Source organism: Afipia felis ATCC 53690, from assembly GCF_000314735.2.
Taxonomy (GTDB): domain Bacteria; phylum Pseudomonadota; class Alphaproteobacteria; order Rhizobiales; family Xanthobacteraceae; genus Afipia; species Afipia felis.
Map to the genome: position 1 here is coordinate 2,602,528 of NZ_KB375270.1, position 18,673 is coordinate 2,621,200.

General features: G+C 61.2%; 17 protein-coding genes and 1 tRNA gene. 14 read left to right on the forward strand and 4 right to left on the reverse strand.

Annotated features, from left to right (window positions below):
- Positions 1-45 precede the first annotated feature (45 nt).
- The 4 genes from HMPREF9697_RS12350 to HMPREF9697_RS12365 all read left to right on the forward strand — a co-directional run bounded on the left by HMPREF9697_RS12350 (position 46) and on the right by HMPREF9697_RS12365 (position 4,932).
- Entirely contained in the window at positions 46-753 is a 708-nt protein-coding gene (locus HMPREF9697_RS12350; RefSeq protein WP_040307937.1) for an ABC transporter ATP-binding protein, read from the forward strand.
- Entirely contained in the window at positions 746-3,283 is a 2,538-nt protein-coding gene (locus HMPREF9697_RS12355) for an ABC transporter permease (RefSeq protein WP_002717561.1), read from the forward strand. The genes HMPREF9697_RS12350 and HMPREF9697_RS12355 overlap by 8 nt, the downstream gene beginning before the upstream one ends.
- A gap of 219 nt (positions 3,284-3,502) precedes the next feature.
- The gene (locus tag HMPREF9697_RS12360; RefSeq protein WP_002717563.1) at positions 3,503-4,294 is read left to right on the forward strand and encodes a Bax inhibitor-1/YccA family protein; all 792 of its coding nucleotides are present in this window, start codon (positions 3,503-3,505) and stop codon (positions 4,292-4,294) included.
- Between the two features lie 107 nt (positions 4,295-4,401).
- Positions 4,402-4,932, forward strand: coding sequence for a GNAT family N-acetyltransferase (locus HMPREF9697_RS12365; protein ID WP_002717564.1), 531 nt, complete (start codon positions 4,402-4,404; stop codon positions 4,930-4,932).
- Positions 4,933-4,934: 2 nt separating this feature from the next.
- Here the strand turns inward: HMPREF9697_RS12365 and HMPREF9697_RS12370 are convergent, their stop codons facing one another.
- The 3 genes from HMPREF9697_RS12370 to acnA all read right to left on the reverse strand — a co-directional run bounded on the left by HMPREF9697_RS12370 (position 4,935) and on the right by acnA (position 9,343).
- Positions 4,935-5,300: a DUF2794 domain-containing protein gene (locus HMPREF9697_RS12370; RefSeq protein WP_040307938.1), complete on the reverse strand. Its 366-nt coding sequence runs from the start codon at positions 5,298-5,300 to the stop codon at positions 4,935-4,937.
- A 403-nt stretch (positions 5,301-5,703) separates the two neighbouring features.
- Entirely contained in the window at positions 5,704-6,498 is a 795-nt protein-coding gene (locus HMPREF9697_RS12375; protein WP_002717566.1) for a DUF1223 domain-containing protein, read from the reverse strand.
- Between the two features lie 124 nt (positions 6,499-6,622).
- Positions 6,623-9,343 (reverse strand): aconitate hydratase AcnA, encoded by a 2,721-nt coding sequence (gene acnA, locus HMPREF9697_RS12380; protein WP_002717567.1) that lies wholly within the window; start codon positions 9,341-9,343, stop codon positions 6,623-6,625.
- 219 nt (positions 9,344-9,562) lie between these two features.
- On the opposite strand from acnA, the gene ccmA reads away from it, so the two are divergent.
- The 10 genes from ccmA to HMPREF9697_RS12430 all read left to right on the forward strand — a co-directional run bounded on the left by ccmA (position 9,563) and on the right by HMPREF9697_RS12430 (position 17,762).
- A complete protein-coding gene (gene ccmA / locus HMPREF9697_RS12385; protein WP_002717568.1) occupies positions 9,563-10,165 on the forward strand; it encodes a heme ABC exporter ATP-binding protein CcmA in 603 nt (200 codons plus the stop codon).
- On the forward strand, positions 10,162-10,830 hold the full coding sequence (gene ccmB, locus HMPREF9697_RS12390; RefSeq protein WP_002717569.1) for a heme exporter protein CcmB: 669 nt from the start codon (positions 10,162-10,164) through the stop codon (positions 10,828-10,830). The genes ccmA and ccmB overlap by 4 nt, the downstream gene beginning before the upstream one ends.
- Before the next feature lie 72 nt (positions 10,831-10,902).
- A complete protein-coding gene (locus tag HMPREF9697_RS12395; RefSeq protein ID WP_002717570.1) occupies positions 10,903-11,634 on the forward strand; it encodes a heme ABC transporter permease in 732 nt (243 codons plus the stop codon).
- Positions 11,631-11,813, forward strand: coding sequence for a heme exporter protein CcmD (gene ccmD, locus HMPREF9697_RS12400; protein ID WP_002717571.1), 183 nt, complete (start codon positions 11,631-11,633; stop codon positions 11,811-11,813). The genes HMPREF9697_RS12395 and ccmD overlap by 4 nt, the downstream gene beginning before the upstream one ends.
- The gene (locus HMPREF9697_RS12405; RefSeq protein ID WP_002717572.1) at positions 11,810-12,400 is read left to right on the forward strand and encodes a DsbE family thiol:disulfide interchange protein; all 591 of its coding nucleotides are present in this window, start codon (positions 11,810-11,812) and stop codon (positions 12,398-12,400) included. Before ccmD ends, HMPREF9697_RS12405 begins: the two co-directional genes overlap by 4 nt.
- A 149-nt stretch (positions 12,401-12,549) precedes the next feature.
- Positions 12,550-12,915 carry a ComEA family DNA-binding protein gene (locus HMPREF9697_RS12410; RefSeq protein WP_002717573.1) on the forward strand — a complete coding sequence of 122 codons (366 nt, stop codon included), beginning with the start codon at positions 12,550-12,552 and terminating at the stop codon, positions 12,913-12,915.
- A gap of 189 nt (positions 12,916-13,104) precedes the next feature.
- Positions 13,105-13,194, forward strand: a tRNA-Ser gene (locus tag HMPREF9697_RS12415).
- A gap of 705 nt (positions 13,195-13,899) precedes the next feature.
- A complete protein-coding gene (locus tag HMPREF9697_RS12420; protein ID WP_002717574.1) occupies positions 13,900-14,790 on the forward strand; it encodes a DMT family transporter in 891 nt (296 codons plus the stop codon).
- Between the two features lie 428 nt (positions 14,791-15,218).
- Positions 15,219-16,538, forward strand: a complete 1,320-nt coding sequence (locus HMPREF9697_RS12425; RefSeq protein ID WP_002717575.1) for an MFS transporter — start codon at positions 15,219-15,221, stop codon at positions 16,536-16,538.
- A gap of 207 nt (positions 16,539-16,745) precedes the next feature.
- Entirely contained in the window at positions 16,746-17,762 is a 1,017-nt protein-coding gene (locus HMPREF9697_RS12430; RefSeq protein ID WP_002717576.1) for a LysR family transcriptional regulator, read from the forward strand.
- A gap of 24 nt (positions 17,763-17,786) precedes the next feature.
- Here the strand turns inward: HMPREF9697_RS12430 and HMPREF9697_RS12435 are convergent, their stop codons facing one another.
- Positions 17,787-18,620 (reverse strand): hypothetical protein, encoded by an 834-nt coding sequence (locus HMPREF9697_RS12435; protein ID WP_002717577.1) that lies wholly within the window; start codon positions 18,618-18,620, stop codon positions 17,787-17,789.
- Positions 18,621-18,673 lie beyond the last annotated feature (53 nt).

Sequence of the window (18,673 nt, forward strand, 5' to 3'; positions counted from 1 at the left end):
GCGAGCCTCTCGACCCGGCCGATGGAACCCCCATATGGCAATCGCATGGATACTCGCACCGCACCCTCACACACAGTCCTCACGGACCAACCCGTCATTTCGCTCTCCGGCATCGACCTCTCTCTCGGGCGAGGCGCGGCGAAAGTCCACATCCTCAAGGGAATCGACCTGAGCGTCGGCTCTGGCGAGACCGTCGGGCTGATCGGCCCTTCCGGCTCGGGCAAATCAACGCTGCTCATGGTCATGGCCGGACTGGAGCGGCCCGATGCAGGAGAAGTGGTGGTTCAGGGCACCTCTTTCAACGGCCTCAATGAAGACGGTCTCGCCCGGTTTCGTGGCCACGAAATCGGCATCGTGTTTCAATCGTTTCACCTGATTCCGACAATGACCGCGCTGGAGAACGTCGCGGTGCCGCTCGAACTCGCAGGCAAGCCTGACGCGACCGAGCGCGCCACTCGCGAACTGCAGGCGGTCGGGCTCGGCGCACGGCTGCATCATTATCCCGCGCAACTCTCCGGCGGCGAGCAACAGCGCGTCGCGCTGGCCCGTGCGCTCGCGCCCGATCCCGCAATCCTGCTCGCGGACGAGCCGACCGGCAATCTCGACGAAACAACCGGCAAGCAGATCGTGGACCTTCTGTTTGCGATGCACGAGGAACGCGACACCACGCTGGTGCTGGTGACGCATGATGCTTCGCTCGCGCAACGCTGCGATCGCACCGTCAAGCTGCGCTCGGGCCGTATCGATGCGTAACGATTACTCCCTCGCGCTGCGCTTTGCGTTGCGCGAATGGCGCGGCGGCTTGCGCGGCTTCTATGTGTTCATCGCCTGCATCGCGCTCGGCGTATTCGCGATCGCGGGCGTCGGTGCGATCTCCGCGAGTCTCAGCGATGGCCTGAGCCGGCAAGCGCGCGTGCTGCTCGGCGGCGACGTGACCTTCGCTTTGTTCCAGCGCGAGGCGAATGCGCGGGAATTGTCGTTCCTGCACGGCGCAGGCGAACTCTCGCGCGTCGCGACGTTGCGCGGCATGGCGCGCGCGGCCAATGACGATTTCACGCTGATCGACATCAAGGCGGTGGACGACCGCCACCCGATGCTCGGCGAGCTGACGCTCGATCCGCCGATGTTGCCTGCGGATATTTTCGCGCAACGCGACGGCGTGTATGGCGCGGCCGTCGATCCGGTGCTGCTGGCACGATTGAACCTCAAGGTTGGCGACACCGTCAGCGTCGGCCAGACCCATTTCCAGATCCGCAGCAGCCTCACCGCCGAACCCGACAAGCTGCTCGGCGGCATCAGCATCGGCCCTCGTTTCCTCATCAGCCTCGACGCACTCGATGCCACCGGACTATTGCAGCCCGGCGCGCTGGTGCGCTGGACCTATCGCGTCAAGCTGCCCGATCCGAGCGAGGCCGCGGTCACGCAGTTGACCGAGCGCGCACGGCAGCAGTTCCCGCAGGCCGGATGGGAAATCCGCAACTCGCTCAACGCCTCCCCGCAACTGGAACGGAACGTCTCGCGCTTCACCCAGTTTCTGACGCTGGTCGGACTTGCCGCGCTCCTGATCGGCGGCATCGGCGTCGTTAACGCGGTGCGAAGTCACCTCGAGCGCAAGCGCGACGTGATCGCGACTTATAAAGCGCTCGGCGCGAGCGCGGCGATGGTCTTCGCGATCTATTTGATCCAGGTGCTGCTGCTGGCGCTGCTCGGCTCGCTGATCGGCGCTGCACTGGGTGCAGCTCTGCCATACATCGTGCTCGCGCTGTTCGGCCATCTATTGCCGCTGCCGATCGCAGCGAGCATCCACCCCGCCACGCTCGCGCTTGCGGTCGGCTATGGCGTGTTCGCCGCGCTCGCTTTCGCGCTGTGGCCGCTCGGTCGCGTGCGCAACATTCCCGCCGCCGTGCTGTTCCGCGCCGAGGTGTCCGATGAGATGCCGCGCGCCAGCCTGCGCCAGATCGCCGCGCCTGCGATCGCCATCGCGCTGCTCGCGGCGACGGCGGTCGCACTCGCCTATGACAAGAAAATCGCGGCGATCTTCGTTGGCGTGAGCCTCGCGGTGTTCCTGCTGCTGCGCGCCGTCGCTCTGCTGACGATGGCGGTCGCGCGTCGCGCGCCGCGCCCTCGCAACACCATGCTGCGGCTCGCGCTCACCAATACCTATCGCTCCGGCGCGCTGACGCCGTCCGTGGTGCTGTCGCTCGGGCTTGGACTCGCTGCACTCGTAACGGTCACACAGATCGACGCCAACCTGCGTCGCCAGTTCAGTGCGGCGCTGCCTGAACGCGCGCCGTCGTTCTACTTCCTCGACATTCCCTCGGCGCAATCGGCAAGCTTCAGCCAATTCATCGGCGCGATCGCGCCTGACGCCAAGGTGGAGGTGGTGCCGATGCTGCGCGGGCGCATCACCGCGGTGAAGGGCGTTCCCGCCGAACAGCTCAAGCCGTCACAGGACGCCGAATGGGTCCTGCAAAGCGACCGCGGCATCAGCTACGCAGCCGACATACCGGCGGGCTCGAAAGTGGTCGCGGGTGACTGGTGGCCGGACAACTACAGTGGCAAGCCGCTGGTCTCGCTGGAACAGAAGATCGCCGACGGCCTGGGCGTACGGCTCGGCGACGAGATCACCGTCAACGTGCTCGGACGCAACATCACGGCAACCGTCGGCAATCTGCGGAGCGTCGACTGGCAGAACCTCGGGATCAATTTCGTCCTGGTTTTTTCCCCGAATACCTTCCGCGGCGCGCCCCATACCGACCTCGCCACCCTGACTGCGAACCTCTCCACCCCCGCCGATGACGCAAACGTTATCAGGCAGGTCGCCCACGCCTTCCCCTCCGTCACCAGCGTCCGGGTCCGCGATGCGCTCAAGAGCATCGGCGACATTGTAACCAACCTGACGCTTGCCATCCGGGGGGCGAGCCTCGTCACCCTCGTCGCCGCCCTGCTGGTTCTGGGCGGGGCGCTGGCCGCAGGCCACCGCCACCGGGTTTATGACGCCGTGATCCTGAAGACGCTGGGTGCAGTCCGGTTCCAACTCATCGGCGCTTATGCTGCGGAATATGCGCTGATCGGGCTTGCCACCGCCGTGTTCGGGGTGGCGGCGGGGTCGATCGCGGCCTGGCAGATCGTGACCCGGCTGATGCACCTGAGCTTCGCCTGGGAGGCGGCCAATGCCGCCCTGGTCGCTGTCGCCGCCCTGGCATTAACCATAGGCCTCGGCCTTGCCGGTACCCTTCTCGCATTGCGGTTGAAACCGGCCGCGGTCCTGCGCAATCTCTGACATCTGCCGCGCATTAAAAACCTGCAATGACAGATATTTTGCGACATTCAGCCGCGCGGAACGACTTGCGCGCTCTGTGTTATTCTCCCACATACGGAGCAGGTCCGGATTCGCGATAGGCGTCAGTCGATGCTTCGACCGATGCTCGCGACGACCGGAAACAGATTTTCCCGCCGGCATCTCCCTCAAGGGGTGGCGGTCAACCAAGAGGTTTCGACAATGTCGGACTTGGATCGTAACTACGCCTCTCCGTTCGGCCGTGCTGCCGGGCGGGTTGACGCCGCTGCCGTCGACGCCGGCCTGCGCGCGTACATGCTCAAGATCTACAACTACATGACGATCGGCCTTGCCATCACCGGCTTCGCCGCACTCGGCGTGTATATGGGCGCCGTAACCACCGACAGCGCCGCTGCCGTTGGCCGGGTCGGCAATACCATGCTGACCTCGTTTGGCGTCGCGATGTTCGTGAGCCCGCTGAAGTGGGTCTTCATCTTCGCGCCGCTGGTGATGGTGTTCGCCATCTCCTTCGGCATCAACCGCCTGCGGCCGCAGACCGCGCAGATGCTGTTCTGGGCCTTCTCGGCACTGATGGGCGTTTCGCTGTCGTCGATCTTCCTCGTCTACACGCACACCTCGATCGTGCGCGTGTTCTTCATCACGGCGGCGGCGTTCGGCGCACTGAGCGTCTACGGCTACACCACCAAGCGTGACATGACGGGCATGGGCTCGTTCCTGATCATGGGCCTGTTCGGCGTCATCATCGCAAGCATCGTCAACATCTTCGTGGCGAGCTCGATGCTGCAGTTCGTGGTCTCGATCGTCGGCGTGCTGGTGTTCGCAGGCCTCACCGCCTGGGACACCCAGCGGCTGAAGAACGACTACATCTACGGTTATGGCGCGATGGGCGGCGATATCGCCGAGCGCGCGGCCATCACCGGCGCGCTGTCGCTCTACCTGAACTTCATCAACCTGTTCACGCTGCTGTTGCAGCTTCTGGGACAGCGCGAGTAAGAGAAGCGACAGCCTTCCAACGATCAAGCCCCGGCCTTGCGCCGGGGCTTTTGTTTTGCCGCTTATTGATGCTTTAGTTTCGGCCTGCGCAAATTTATGGTCGCGCCATGAGCGACTTCACCATCAGGCCGGCCACCGCCGCCGACATCCCCGCCATCACCACGATCTATGCCTTCGAGGTGCGGGAAAAGACCGCAAGCTTCGAACTCACCGCGCCCGACGAGGCGGAAATGATGCGTCGCTTCACGGCGATTAGCGGCGGGGGCTTCCCCTATCTCGTGGCAGAGGCCGGCGGACGCATAGCTGGCTACGCCTATGCCGGACCCTACCGGCCGCGCCCAGCCTATCGCTACACGGTGGAGAATTCGGTCTATCTCGACCCGGCGTTTTACCGGCGCGGCATCGGCAGCGCTCTGCTCAGTGAACTGATCGCGCAGTGTACGGCGCACGGCTACCGCCAGATGATCGCGGTGATCGGCGACTCAGCCAATGCCGCCTCGATCGGCCTGCACCGCCGCGCGGGCTTTGCCATGATCGGCACCCATCCCGACGTCGGATTCAAATTCGGGCGCTGGCTCGATTCGGTGCAAATGCAGCTTGCGCTCGGCGAGGGCGGCACGACGATTCCACCCGGCTAAATTCAAACCAGCGCGAGCTTTCGGTCGATCACCAGAAGCACGCGCTCGAGTTCATGGCCACGTCGCAGGATCTGGCCGCTCGCGGAGATCACACTGTAGGCACCCTGCTTGCGCGCGAGGCGTGGGTCTTTCTCGATGCGGTAGATCGGAACTTCGGAGGAACGGCGGAAGATCGAGAACACCGCCCGATCCTTCAGAAAGTCGATGGCATAGTCCCGCCACTCGCCGTCCGCGACCATGCGGCCGTAGAGATTGAGGATACGGTTGAGTTCGAGGCGGTTGAAGGTGACCGTTGCAGGCGGCGCGTTCCAGCCGCGCTCAGGTGCCCGATTATCCTCACCATCCAAATCGCCGAGCCCCATTCTCATCTCCGTGTCACCGGCATGACATGATCGGCCCCGCCGCCCGGCTTCGCAAGCCCCATTTCGCCTCACTACGCCCTCACAGCATCGTTAGAAAAAATCATAATGCCGCCCGAATTCCGCCTCCCGGCCGCCGCCGGAGATTGAGACGCTTTGCACGTTGGTTGACCCGGTCCTTTCGGCGCCGGATTCCTCAGCCCCCAGCCCCCCGGGGTCGTCAGGATCGGGTCTATTTTGTTTCTTCCTCACCTGGTTGGTCTCCGACCCGGGAAACGACTAAAGGGCCGCACTCCCCGGCCCTTTTATTTTGCCTGAACGAATCGCACGGCCTTTCGCCCGCGTGGACTCACGCAGCGCAATAACGCCTTTGTCGATACCGGCGGCAGCTATCGGGGGATGTCAGACAGAATCAGTTGGCGAGCGAGGTATAGGCCGCCCCTAACATCGGGCCCGGTCTGTCGCGGCTGCCATCCTGCACGTAAGCAGCGGCGGCATCGACGCCATCGCGGGAGATATTTTCCAAAGGCACCGACCATGTATTCGCAGTGCCATCCCAGTCGCCTACCTTGAGCACGTTGCGGACAACGTTATGATAGACGATCTGGTGACCGCTGTTCTCACCGCGGCCGATCGTGATCGGAACGGCTTTCGACACGGCACAAATCCAGACCTCGGCATGATGACCGGCAGACGCCGCCACCGAGACATTCAGGTAATGACCATCCCTGGAGAGCTTCACCGGCACGCTCATGATGCCGTGCTCGCCACGACTCTTGTCCAGCGCCGCCTCGATGCCCTTGCGATCGCTGCCGAGCACATGGCGCACACCGTTGACGACCACCTGCGGCGTATAGACGTCGCGATCGCCACGCATCGCCGAATACGCCTTCTGCCGCGCGGAGAAGCGCGAATCGGCCAGCGTGTCCTTCCAGCCAAGATAATCCCAATAGTCGATTGGCAGGCTAAGCGCGATGAGCGAGGGATCCTTCGCAAATTCACCGAGCATCTTGTCGGCGGGCGGGCAGGATGAGCACCCCTGCGAGGTGAACAATTCCACTACACCGCGAGGCTCGCCGGCGGTTGCAGGCGCCACTGTCAGCAGGACACAGAGAGCCGCTGCAGAACCGGCGCACAGTGATGTACGCCGGAAGGCCGCAGGCACGGTCTCATGCAACCATGCGGCGATGGGCTCGAAAGACGTCACATGCAACCCTCAAACGAAGCGGCGATACCGCTGCAAATCAGCCTCGTCTTAGGCTTTCTTGCAGGGTAATCGCCACTCACGTCGCGGTGAGCCGCTTCACAGTTCGTTGTGTGCCGTGAAGGCATCACGCCGCTGCGAGATTGCGCAGCACGTACTGGAGAATGCCCCCGTTGCGATAATACTCGAGTTCGTCGAGCGTATCGATGCGGCAGAGCAGCGGAACTTCCTGCTTGGAGCCATTGCTCGAGACGATCTCCGCAACCAGCTTCTGGCGCGGCTTCAGTTCGCCCGCAAGACCGCGAATCGAGACTTCCTCGTCGCCCTTGAGGCCGATCGAAGCCCACGACGCGCCGTCCTCGAAGGTCAGCGGCAGCACGCCCATGCCAACCAGGTTGGAGCGGTGGATGCGCTCGAAGCTCTGGGTGATGACCGCGCGCACGCCCAAGAGGCGCGTGCCCTTCGCGGCCCAGTCGCGCGACGAGCCGTTGCCGTATTCGGCACCGGCGAACACGACCAGCGGCACCTGCTCCTGCTGATACTTCATCGCGGCGTCGTAGATCGACATCTGCTCGCCGTCAGGCCAATGCTTGGTCAGACCGCCTTCCGGAATGTTGCCGTCGGCACCCTTCAGCATCATGTTCTTGATACGGATGTTGGCGAAGGTGCCGCGCATCATCACTTCATGGTTGCCGCGGCGCGTGCCGTACTGGTTGAAGTCGGCCGGGCGCACCTGATGCTCGGACAGATACTTGCCCGCGGGCGAGGTGAGCTTGATCGAACCCGCCGGCGAGATGTGATCGGTGGTGATCTTGTCGCCGAACATCGCCAGGATGCGCGCGTTGACGATATCGGTGGTCGGCTCCGGCTGCATCTTCATGCCTTCGAAGTAAGGCGGATTCTGCACGTAGGTGGAGCTCATGTTCCAGCGATAGGTATCGCTCGCCGTGGTCTTGATCTTGCGCCAGTTGGTGTCGCCCTTGAACACGTCGGCATACTTCTTCTTGAAGATCGTCGAGGTGACGTACTTCTTGATGAAGTCGTTCACTTCCTTCGTCGTCGGCCAGATGTCCTTGAGGTAGACCGGCTTGCCGTCCTTGCCGGTGCCGATCGGATCGACCGCGAGGTTCTTCGTCACGGTGCCCGCGAGCGCGTGAGCAACGACGAGCGGCGGCGAGGCGAGATAGTTCGCCTGCACGTCCGGCGAGACGCGGCCTTCGAAGTTACGGTTACCCGACAGCACCGCCGAGGCGATGATGCCGTTGTCGTTGATCGACTTGGAAATCTCCTCCGGCAGCGGACCGGAATTGCCGATGCAGGTGGTGCAGCCGAAGCCGACAAGGTTGAAGCCGACCGCATCGAGATCCTTCTGCAGGCCGGAATTGGCGAGATATTCAGCCACGACCTGACTGCCCGGCGCGAGCGAGGTCTTCACCCACGGCTTCGCCTTCAGGCCCTTTGCCGCAGCCTTGCGCGCCAAGAGGCCCGCCGCCATCAGCACGCTCGGATTGGAGGTGTTGGTGCAGGAGGTGATCGCCGCGATCACGACGTCGCCATGGCCGAGATCGAACTTCTTGCCCTCGACCGGGAAACGCGCGGTGTCATCGGACTTTTTGTACTCGTTCGCCATCGCAACGGAGAAACCTTCCGCCACCGCAGGCAGCGCCACGCGGCCTTCCGGACGCTTCGGACCAGCGAGCGAGGGCACGACGTCGCCGAGGTCGAGCACCAGCTTTTCGGTGAAAACCGGATCGGTCGAGGCCGCCGTGCGGAACAGGCCCTGCGCCTTGGCGTATTTCTCGACCAGCGCGACGCGATCCGCCTTGCGGCCCGAGGTCTTGAGATAGTCGAGCGCGGACTTGTCGACCGGGAAGAAGCCGCAGGTCGCGCCGTATTCCGGCGCCATGTTGGCAATGGTTGCCTTGTCCGCGACAGAGAGATGATCGAGGCCGGGACCGTAGAATTCGACGAACTTGCCGACCACGCCCTGCTTGCGCAGCATCTGCGTCACGGTCAGCACGAGGTCGGTGGCGGTGACGCCTTCCTTCATCTTGCCCTTGAGCTTGAAGCCCACGACGTCAGGCAACAGCATCGACAGCGGCTGGCCGAGCATCGCGGCTTCCGCCTCGATGCCGCCGACGCCCCAGCCGAGCACGGCAAGACCGTTGACCATCGTGGTGTGGGAGTCGGTGCCGACCAGCGTATCCGGATAGGCGACTTCGAAAGTGCCGGTCTTCTTGCCGACGGTCATCCGTTCCTTACGGGTCCAGACCGTCTGCGCCAGATATTCAAGGTTGACCTGATGGCAGATGCCGGTGCCGGGCGGCACGACGGAGAAGTTCGAGAATGCCTGCTGGCCCCATTTCAGGAATTCGTAGCGTTCCTGGTTCTGCTTGTATTCTTCCTGGACGTTCTTGGCGAAAGCCTTGTTGTCGCCGAAGAAGTTCACGATCACCGAGTGGTCGATAACGAGATCGACCGGCACCAGCGGGTTGATCTTCTGTGCGTCGCCGCCGAGCGCCTTCATCGCGTTGCGCATCGCCGCGAGATCGACCACCGCGGGAACGCCGGTGAAATCCTGCATCAGCACGCGCGCGGGGCGGAATGCGATTTCATGCTGAAGGGTCTTCTTGCGCGCCCACTTCGAGAAGGCGACGATGTCTTCTTTCTTGACGCTGCGGCCGTCTTCGTTGCGCAGCATGTTTTCCAGAAGCACCTTCATCGAATAAGGTAGTCTGGAAATGCCTTTCAGGCCGTTCTTTTCCGCCGTCGGGAGGCTATAGTAGACGTAGGTCTTGCGTCCGACCTTGAGGGTTTTGCGGCTCTTGAAACTGTCGAGGGAGGGCATTAGGCGGGGTCCCGATCTAAAAGGATGACATCACGCAAACACGCTCCGCCGCCTCGAAAGAGGCATCCGCTTTCCACGGTTATGGCATTGCGGGCTGCAACAGGTGCGGGTTTATAGAATCTTTCCAGACTGCGCGCCACACGACAATCGTCTTTGACTCATGCGGTTCTGTAATAGCGGCGCGCCTGATTTCCCGGATTGTGGAATGGGTTGTTTTTAATGGGGCTCTCCGGCCGTAACATATCGTGCACCAGAGGCGGCCGCACGGTTTTTACCGGCGTCAGCTTCGATGTTGCAGCCGGCGAGGCGCTCGCGATCACCGGCGCGAACGGCGCGGGAAAATCGTCGCTGCTACGCATGCTTGCGGGGCTGCTGCCGCTCGCCGGCGGATGCATTCATTATGCGGAAAATGTTTCCGAATTGACGCTTGCCGAACAGACGCACTATCTCGGCCACCGCGATCCCTTCAAACCTGCCCTCAGCGTGCGCGAAAATCTCAATTTCTGGCAGCGTTATCTCGGCAGCGCAGCTATGAACATTGAACACGCCCTGACGGCGGTCGGCCTCGGCGCCATCGGCCATTTGCCCGCAGGCTTCCTGTCGGCGGGACAGAAGCGGCGGCTGTCGATCGCGCGCCTCATCGCCGTGAAGCGGCCAATCTGGCTGCTCGACGAGCCCGCGACCGCACTCGACGCCGCAGGTCAAGCCGCCTTCATCGCCATCATGCAGTCGCACCTCGACGGCGGCGGGCTGATCGCAGCGGCTACCCACGGCCCGCTCGGAATCACCGCTCGTGAATTGCGGCTCGGAGCGCGCGCATGAGCGCCTTCATCGCTTTGATCCAGCGCGATCTGCGGATTTCGTGGAGGCTCGGCGGCGGCGGTCTGCTCGGCGTGCTGTTCTTCCTCAGCGTCGTCGTACTGATGCCGTTCGCGCTCGGCCCCGACGTGCCGCTGCTGAAGCGGATTGGCCCCGCCGTGCTGTGGCTCGGCGCCATGCTCGCGAGCCTGCTCACGCTCGATCGCCTTTTCACCGCCGACCAGGACGACGGTTCGCTCGACCTTCTGCTGATGAGTCCGGTGCCACTCGAGATGAGCTGCCTCGCCAAGGGCCTCGCGCACTGGCTCGCCACGGGCCTGCCGCTGATCGTCGCGACGCCTCTGCTCGGCGTGCTGCTCAACCTCGAACCTGAAACGTCCCTGTTTGTCGCGCTGACGCTGCTCGCAGGCACTCCTGCCCTCACCTTCACCGGCATGATTGGCGCAGCGCTCGCTGTGACCATGCGCCGCGGCGGCCTGTTGCTGGCGGTGCTGGTGCTGCCACTCTCTATACCGGTGCTGATTTTCGGCGTCGCAGCCTCCAATGCCGCCATTGTGGAACAGGGCCGGTTCGGCGCGCCATTTTCCATTCTCTGCGCGCTGACGCTCGCGGGTTTCATCATCGGCCCGCTTGCGGCCGCCGCGAGCCTGCGGCAGGGGCTGGATTAAAGCGATGAACGGCCCCGGATGGCATTGATGGACCTCATTGCGCCCTTCCCGCCGCATCGCTAAAACGCCGCCATGTTCCTTGCCCGGCTTGCCAACCCCTCGCGTTTTCTTGCCTTTACCGCCCGCGTCCTGCCGTGGCTCGCGGTTGCGACCGCGTTGTTGCTTGCGATCGGGTTTTATCAGTCATGGACCGCGCCCGACGATTACCAGCAGGGCGCGACGGTGAAGATCATGTTCATCCACGTTCCCAATGCGTGGCTGTCGATGTTCGTCTGGATGGTGATGAGCGTCTCGGCGCTGGGCACACTGGTGTGGAAGCATCCGCTGGCCGATGTTGCCGCCAAGGCGGCAGCACCAATCGGCGCGTCCTTCACGTTTCTCGCGCTCGCCACCGGCTCGCTCTGGGGCCGTCCGATGTGGGGCACCTATTGGCAATGGGACGCACGGCTAACCTCGGTGCTCATCCTGTTCCTGATGTATCTCAGCCTGATCGCGCTGTGGCGCGCGGTGGAGGATCCTTCGCGCGCGGCACGCGCCGCCGCCGTGCTGACGCTGGTCGGCGCCATCAATATTCCGATCATCAAATTTTCCGTGGAGTGGTGGAATACGCTGCATCAGGGCGAATCGGTGTTCCGCATGGGCGGACCGACGCTCGACCGTGCCTTCCTCGTTCCGCTGCTCACCATGGCGGTCGGCTTCACGCTGCTGTTCGTTACGCTGCATCTCGCCGCCATGCGCAACGAGATTCTGCGGCGACGGGTACGGACCCTGCAGATGATGCAGGCTGACGGGCGCGCATCATGAGCGTGCTCGGACCCTACGCTGTCTTTATCGCGACCTCCTACGCACTGGTCGCGCTCGTGGTCGGCGGGCTGATTGCGGCCATCGTCGTCGATTATCGCCACCAGCAGGCTGAACTGCGCCGCCTGGAAGCGAGCGGCGTGATGCGACGCTCCTCCGGCAAAACCTCCGAACAGCCATGACGCCTGAATCGACACCATCGCGTTCGCGTCGCTCCTGGCTTGTCGCCCTGCCGCTCATCGTATTCTGCGGCCTCGCGGTGCTGTTCTGGTTCGGCCTGCGCGACGGTGATCCGTCCCGCATTCCCTCGGCGTTGATCGGCCGTCCCGCGCCCGCGACGCCGCTGCCCCCGGTTGCCGAATTGACGCGCGACGGACAGGCCGTGCCCGGCCTCGATCCGGCGGCGTTCAAGCAGCAAGTCACGGTGGTGAACGTGTGGGCCTCATGGTGTGTGCCCTGCCACGACGAGGCGCCGCTTTTGATGAATCTCGCACAGGACAGCCGGATTCGCCTCGTCGGCATTAATTATAAAGACGCACCGGACAACGCCCGACGCTTTCTCGGCCGCTACGGCAATCCGTTCACGGCGGTTGGCAGCGACGCCAACGGTCGCGCGGCGATCGACTGGGGCGTCTACGGCGTGCCGGAGACGTTCGTGATCGATCGCAAGGGTACCATCGCCTTCAAGCTGATCGGCCCAATCACGCCCAGTAATCTCGAAACCGTTCTCAAGCCCGAGATCGAAAAGGCGCTGCACTCCGGCGCATAAAATTGCGACCGCGCTTTGGGAATCGTCGCGCGGCTGCGACGAAAATTATTTTCGCGATTTATCCGCCGTTCATTTCAGGGCCACAGCACGGCCACGAATGGGCCTCTCACTCGGACGCGTTGCAAACCCCGTCCCGGAGGACGTTTCCGATGCGTTACTTCAAGCCTGTTTCATTGACTGCAGCTCTGCTCGCGCTGGGCCTGTTCGCCGCACCTTCGTTCGCCCAGTCACCGCAGCCCGCGCCCGGCGCCGCGATGGCCCCGAAAACCGCGCCGGTCTCGACGCCGAAATCCGACAAGATGGCGCCGAAGGCCGCCACCAAGACCGAGCTCATCGACATCAATTCGGCGAGCGCCGACGAGCTCAAGGCGCTGAAGGGCATCGGCGACACCTATTCCGCCGCGATCATCAAGAACCGCCCCTATAAGGGCAAGGACGACCTCGTGCACAAGAAGGTCATCCCGAAGAAGACCTATGCCGGGATCAAGAATCAGATCATCGCCAAACAGAAATAACGGGAACGGCTCTGGCCGATTGCCTGAATACCTGACAAAGGCCGCTCATGGGTTCCATGGGCGGCTTTTGCGACGAATCCGGCCCCGATTCTTCCGAAAACCTCACAAACGGAGTGGCCTGACAGCTTGAGTCTCGGCCCAACCTCGCCTAAAAGTCGGCCCGACCAACGGCCCCGCGCCGACAATGCCGGAGAGGTGGCAGAGTGGTCGAATGCACCGCACTCGAAATGCGGCATAGGTGCAAGCCTATCGGGGGTTCGAATCCCTCCCTCTCCGCCAAAAACTCAAATATTTTAGATACTTAATTATCTCTCGCCCGATCTTGGCGCTTCCAAATCAGTGCCCCCAAAGGCCTCCTGCACCATTCTGCACCTATAGGCCCAAGCTGTGTAAGGGCGGCTCCTCAACGCGAGGACGCGTCGGCTCACTCCAGTCGATGACGTCGCTCCTTCACCGGCAACGCTTGCACGACCAAAACACGGTGACGCCGCACGTCACAAACATCCCCCTATCGAGGTCGTCGGCAACAAGACGATCACCACGTATTCCCGAATGACTTGCAGACCTTCATCAACAAGATGCACTTCGTGCGAGCGCTCTTTGCCAAGCGTGAAGGCCTCGATGGCATGCGACCTTCGAAACGCTTGCGCACAACAAGAACTTCCCGCTGCGACGCCCGGATCTTTATCTATCAGTATATTCGACGTTTCAATTTCCTTAGGGCTTCGCGCCTGACCATATTTATCAGTCGCTCATAAGCGGCTGATAACAAAGGCGCGAAGCATCCAGTGGACTGGGGTCAACTCGAGAGAGCCAGCGGACTAAACGACCACTTCGATAAATCTTGGTGCACCTCGCATCGCCAACTTTCGACACATCTGCGAACAGCTTGAAAGATTGATCGTATACAAGCACACATCCGATGGAGCGTTCAGGAAGCGCTACGTCATCTGTTTCTGAGCATCTGTTGGGCGAGATCGCAACGTGTCTGAGGCCGTCAAGTCAAATCAATCGCTTCAGACCTATGCGTTTCTGGCGTTGCTGCTCGGTGGCATCTCGGTTGGGTGTGCACCGATTCTCGTGCGGCTATCCGAGGTAGGTCCCTCTGCAACGGCCTTTTGGCGCGTATCACTCGCATTGGTGCCGCTCGGCTTGTTCGCGGCGCTTCTACACGGTCGAACGGACGCATCTGCAACGCCCCAGACATTGCGCGAGTGGTTGACGGTTTCGGCGCCCGGCATCTTCCTCGGCATCGAACTCATCGCCTGGCACGAGGCCCTTTACAAAACGTCGGTCGCCAATGCGACCCTGCTCGTCAATCTGACGCCGGTCTTCACCGCACTTTTCGGCTGGGTGCTGTTCAAGCAAACCATCGAGCGCGCCTTCATAGCCGGAACCGCCATGGCAGTTGTGGGCGTAGTACTCCTGGTTGGCAGTGGATGGGCTCAGGGCAAGGGAGCGCTTTCAGGAGATGCTATCGCGCTGGGTGCCGCAGTCATCTACGCGGGCTATTTCATGTCGCTCGGGTATGCGCGGCGGCGGTTTTCCTCCGCGGTCGTCATGTTTGCGAGTTCGGCCTCGGCCGCTCTGATCGCGCTGCCGCCATCACTAGCTGAAGGAATTTTTGCACCCGTAAGTCCCGCGGGTTGGGCATCGGTGGTCGCGCTCGCATGGATCGTGCAAGCCGGCGGTCAGGGACTCGTGACGTTTGCAATTGCGTGGCTTCCACCGACGATCTCCTCGCTCGCCATGCTCATCCAACCCTTCGTGGCGGCTGCTATCGCCTGGGGGCTGTTCGAAGAACGTTTGTCGGCACTGCAGATCGTTGGTGGCGTGGCAGTGATTGGTGGCATCCTGATCGCACGCCGCGGCTAGCGCGATGGTGTCCGGACAGCCTTCTTAAATCCGCCAACCTAGAGCGACCCCGAATTTGCTTCGGAATGGTCTACAGTTCATTGCAAAGAGTTGGTCGACAGAGTTGGAGCCTCGCGTCGAGTTTTCGCGAGCTGGTGCAGGAGACCACGAGACGAGCGCTGACCGGCGTTGACGCTTGTTGACCGCGACGAGTGGCCTGCGCTTCACTTGTGAAGTCCCGGTCCTGCTATCAACATATTCGCAGCTGCACACCGGCCGCCCTCTGATCTGTCCTGCGATTGAGGCTCGCAGCCCTATCTCAATAGAAGCTGCCCATGACCGCCGAACATAGGGGCGGCCTATTCATAGATCGAGTCAAACGATTTTACAGATCGAGCGATTTAAAGTCGAAATTACAGACTTAATAAAAAATCAGCGGAGGGAACCTAATGTCAGAAAGCACTGCGGCGGACATATTGCCATCTGCGACTGCAGACACGGATATTGTCTCGGATCATACGACAACGGCGGCGGGCACCGTCATTCCCATGAAGCAGGCCATTCTCGTTGCTCTCGCGGCGGGGCTTGGTTACGGGTTCGACGCCTATGCTGTCAACATCTTCGGGATGCTGAGTCCCGTTTTTGCCGAAGAATTGAACATAACGGTCAATGAAATTGGCGCGATCGGTTCGCTTTTCCTCGTTGGCTATACTATCGGCACCGTCGGATTCGGTTATCTCGCCGATCGCGTCGGCCGAAGAAACGCGCTGCGGTTTTCCATCCTGCTCTACGGCGCGACGACCGTGTTGGGAGGCTTTGTCAGCAACCTTCACGCTGTCACCTGGCTGCGCTTTCTAACAGGCGTCGGCGGCGCCGGCGAATTGGCCGTTGGCGCACCCTACACCGCAGAAATGTGGCCTCCAAAGCACCGGGCTGTGGGTACAGGCGGAATCATGTTCTCGCTTTATTCACTGGGCTACATCGTCGCGGCTGCCGCGGCGCTCGCGATTGTCCCAATCTATGGCTGGCGTTGGGCGTTCATTTTTGCAGCCGTTCCGGCTGCCATCGTCTTCCTGATCCGAAACGTCGTCGAGGATTCGCCGCGGTTTAAGGAAGCCCAGGAAGAAATGGAACGCATCGTCGAGAAAGAAGGCGTCAAACGGCCGCGGGAAAATATCTGGAAGATCCCCGGTGCGAAGAAGCGCATTGTCATCGGCTGGCTGCTCTATGTCGCCAATACATGCGGCTATTGGGGCATCACGTTCTTCCTCACCACCTTCATGATCAAGAAGTTCAATGTCACGGTCGCGGATTCGTTGTTCTATGCGATGCTGTTCTACGTCGCACAGTTCTTCTTGTCCTTCATCGGCACGGGATTGTCCGATCGTATTGGTCGCCGGCCTGCCGGAATCATCGGCGCAGTGTTGATGATGATTTTCACGGTACTGGCTACGACGGCTCATACCCTGCCGCTCTTCCTCGTGTTCGGCGCGCTCATGGTCGGCATGTTGGGTTGGCTGTGGGGCGTCGGCGACACCTACCTGAGCGAGTTCTTCCGTACCTCACTGCGCGGCACGGGATTCGGTATCATGGTCGGTGGCGGCAGACTCGTGTCGATCTTCGCACCAATCATGGTCGGATGGGGCATCACCGAATTCGGCCCCACTGTTCCATTTCTTGCGACGGCCGGCTTATGGGTACTGACCATTATCGGCTACATGATGGGACCCGAGACCGCCGGGCGCGAGCTCGAAGAGGTGCAACTGTAAGCACTTCCATGACTGGAATCCGTTCCATCTAAAATTTTACAGAGTGAGAATTCGTTCTCACTCTGTATTTTCTTGCACGAACCGATCCTTATGCCTCATCATCTTCGGGATATCGTTTGGTACGATAGAAATGCATGATGCGAGGCCCGCTAACCGAACGATGATGTCGGCCGATAAAATTCCATAAATAAAAACAGGAAACGGGGCATGTATCTAAGGCAATTCCAATATCTGATTGCTGTCGTCGATGAGGGGCATTTCGGTCGCGCGGCCGCGCGTTGCAATGCAACGCAACCAAGCCTCTCCAACGGCGTCAAGCAACTCGAATTGGAATTAGGCGTCCCGATCTTCCTGCGTGGCCGGGGACAGCGCTTGCATGGTCTGACGGCAGAGGGGCATAAAATCGCGAAGTGGGCTCGCCTGATCGTCTCTCATTGCGAGTCTATGAAAGATGAGGTTGCTGCGATGCAAGGCAACCTTCAGGGGACCCTTCGGATCGGTGCGATGCCGTCGATGTCGCCCGTCCTTCCTCTCATTCTAAAAATGGTGCGCGCCTCATTTCCGAACATCCGTGTCGAGGTGGAATTCATCGGCTACGAGGCAATGAAAATTGCGCTTGATAATTTTTCGCTCGATGTGGCCATCTTCTATACGGACGAGCAGGAAGTCCCGGAACGGCGCAACGTACTCCCGATTTACACGGAATATCTGAGCCTTCTTGTCCCGGACACTCCGGCCTTCGCCGGCAGGACATCGATCACATGGGCCGAAGCGGCGCAGCTACCGCTAGCCCTGCTCCGGTCATCGACGCACGAGCGGCAATTCGTGAACAACGTGTTCGAAACCACCGCCGGTTATCGGCCGATTCCAAAGGTGGAGTCCGAATCCATCCTGCACCTGATGTTCCAGGTGCAATTCACTGAACTCTGCACGGTCATACCGTCGCATTTCGCGCGCCTGCCTGGGCTGCACCCCGGCACAAAAGCCCTCGAATTGATTGATCCGGTTCGCAGCCGTCAAGTTGGTCTTTTCTGGGCGGAGTCTGACACGATCGTGCCGATGGCACGAGTGATGGTGTCGATCATCAAGACTCTCAACAAGACGCAGGACCTCAAGCACCTGCTGGAAGATCCAACGACCAGCATCGATCCGTTCACGATCATTCAACCTCGCCGATCCCTGCTGCCCGAGACAGCAAAAATCGAGCTTGAAGAAGAACGCTAACTGCTGTCAGCGACAGATGCGATGCTAGTTCGACGCCAGTCGCCGTGAATCCTTCACTTTCGAGGCAACGTAGTCGACCACATCGGCCCGTGACATCGCATCCCTCGCAATTTGCGATATTGGCAGCACGATCGTTTGCTCTCGCGAAACTGGCGATGCTGCAGAAGCGTTGTCAACGAAGAAACCCGGCTGGACGAATTTGTCGTCTCCCAGCGTGAAGCCGACTTTGATCAGTCCGTCTGTCGCGCCACTCGCAAATGTCGGGATTAAAAATCCGATATCGAGGCCATCCGGCCAGCAGATCAGCTCTTCTGACGGTACCTTGGACGAGGCTTTGTTCTTTGAACCATCGTCTTGAACCGCGACGGCTCTTTTCATTTGAACCAGAATCTCGGCAGCGTCCTCAAACCGCTGGGTCAGATCCCGCAGTTCCTCCGCGAGCCGCTGCGGCGAGTACTTCGCCACGTCGCCCGACATGAGATGGCCCCATCTGTAAGGCAACTGCTTCGAGAAGGCGTCACGATCAAAGCCTCTGTGCAGCAATTCAACGAGAAGCCAGGCCTCGACCTCCGTCGACGACTTGCCGTCGATGTCGATTGCATGGGGTGACGGCTTTCCATTCTCAAGGAACTGAAGCGTCAGCGTCGGCAAAGACAGCTCGAGAGCAATCCCCGGGGCAACTTCGGGTGTTACGATTCTTTGCGCTGCCCGGTCCCAGAGCAACCGCACTTCCTCATCGCTCCCGGAGTGCTCCGCATAACTAAGCGCCAATCGAGCCAGCCATTGCGCCGCGTTCTGCGCCTCGATCCGAGCTTCTACGAAATCCCCGGTATCTGCATCATTGGTTGACTTAGTCATGTGAACCATCCTTATTTTTACAACGGCCTCAAGCAGTGCAGACCCCACAGAGT

Coding starts and splice junctions, on each gene's coding strand:
- HMPREF9697_RS12350 (WP_040307937.1), top strand. CDS start 46: ATGGATACTCGCACCGCACCCTCACACACAGTCCTCACGGACCAACCC.
- HMPREF9697_RS12355 (WP_002717561.1), top strand. CDS start 746: ATGCGTAACGATTACTCCCTCGCGCTGCGCTTTGCGTTGCGCGAATGG.
- HMPREF9697_RS12360 (WP_002717563.1), top strand. CDS start 3,503: ATGTCGGACTTGGATCGTAACTACGCCTCTCCGTTCGGCCGTGCTGCC.
- HMPREF9697_RS12365 (WP_002717564.1), top strand. CDS start 4,402: ATGAGCGACTTCACCATCAGGCCGGCCACCGCCGCCGACATCCCCGCC.
- HMPREF9697_RS12370 (WP_040307938.1), bottom strand. CDS start 5,300: ATGAGAATGGGGCTCGGCGATTTGGATGGTGAGGATAATCGGGCACCT.
- acnA (WP_002717567.1), bottom strand. CDS start 9,343: ATGCCCTCCCTCGACAGTTTCAAGAGCCGCAAAACCCTCAAGGTCGGA.
- ccmA (WP_002717568.1), top strand. CDS start 9,563: ATGGGGCTCTCCGGCCGTAACATATCGTGCACCAGAGGCGGCCGCACG.
- ccmB (WP_002717569.1), top strand. CDS start 10,162: ATGAGCGCCTTCATCGCTTTGATCCAGCGCGATCTGCGGATTTCGTGG.
- HMPREF9697_RS12395 (WP_002717570.1), top strand. CDS start 10,903: ATGTTCCTTGCCCGGCTTGCCAACCCCTCGCGTTTTCTTGCCTTTACC.
- ccmD (WP_002717571.1), top strand. CDS start 11,631: ATGAGCGTGCTCGGACCCTACGCTGTCTTTATCGCGACCTCCTACGCA.
- HMPREF9697_RS12405 (WP_002717572.1), top strand. CDS start 11,810: ATGACGCCTGAATCGACACCATCGCGTTCGCGTCGCTCCTGGCTTGTC.
- HMPREF9697_RS12410 (WP_002717573.1), top strand. CDS start 12,550: ATGCGTTACTTCAAGCCTGTTTCATTGACTGCAGCTCTGCTCGCGCTG.
- HMPREF9697_RS12425 (WP_002717575.1), top strand. CDS start 15,219: ATGTCAGAAAGCACTGCGGCGGACATATTGCCATCTGCGACTGCAGAC.
- HMPREF9697_RS12430 (WP_002717576.1), top strand. CDS start 16,746: ATGTATCTAAGGCAATTCCAATATCTGATTGCTGTCGTCGATGAGGGG.
- HMPREF9697_RS12435 (WP_002717577.1), bottom strand. CDS start 18,620: ATGACTAAGTCAACCAATGATGCAGATACCGGGGATTTCGTAGAAGCT.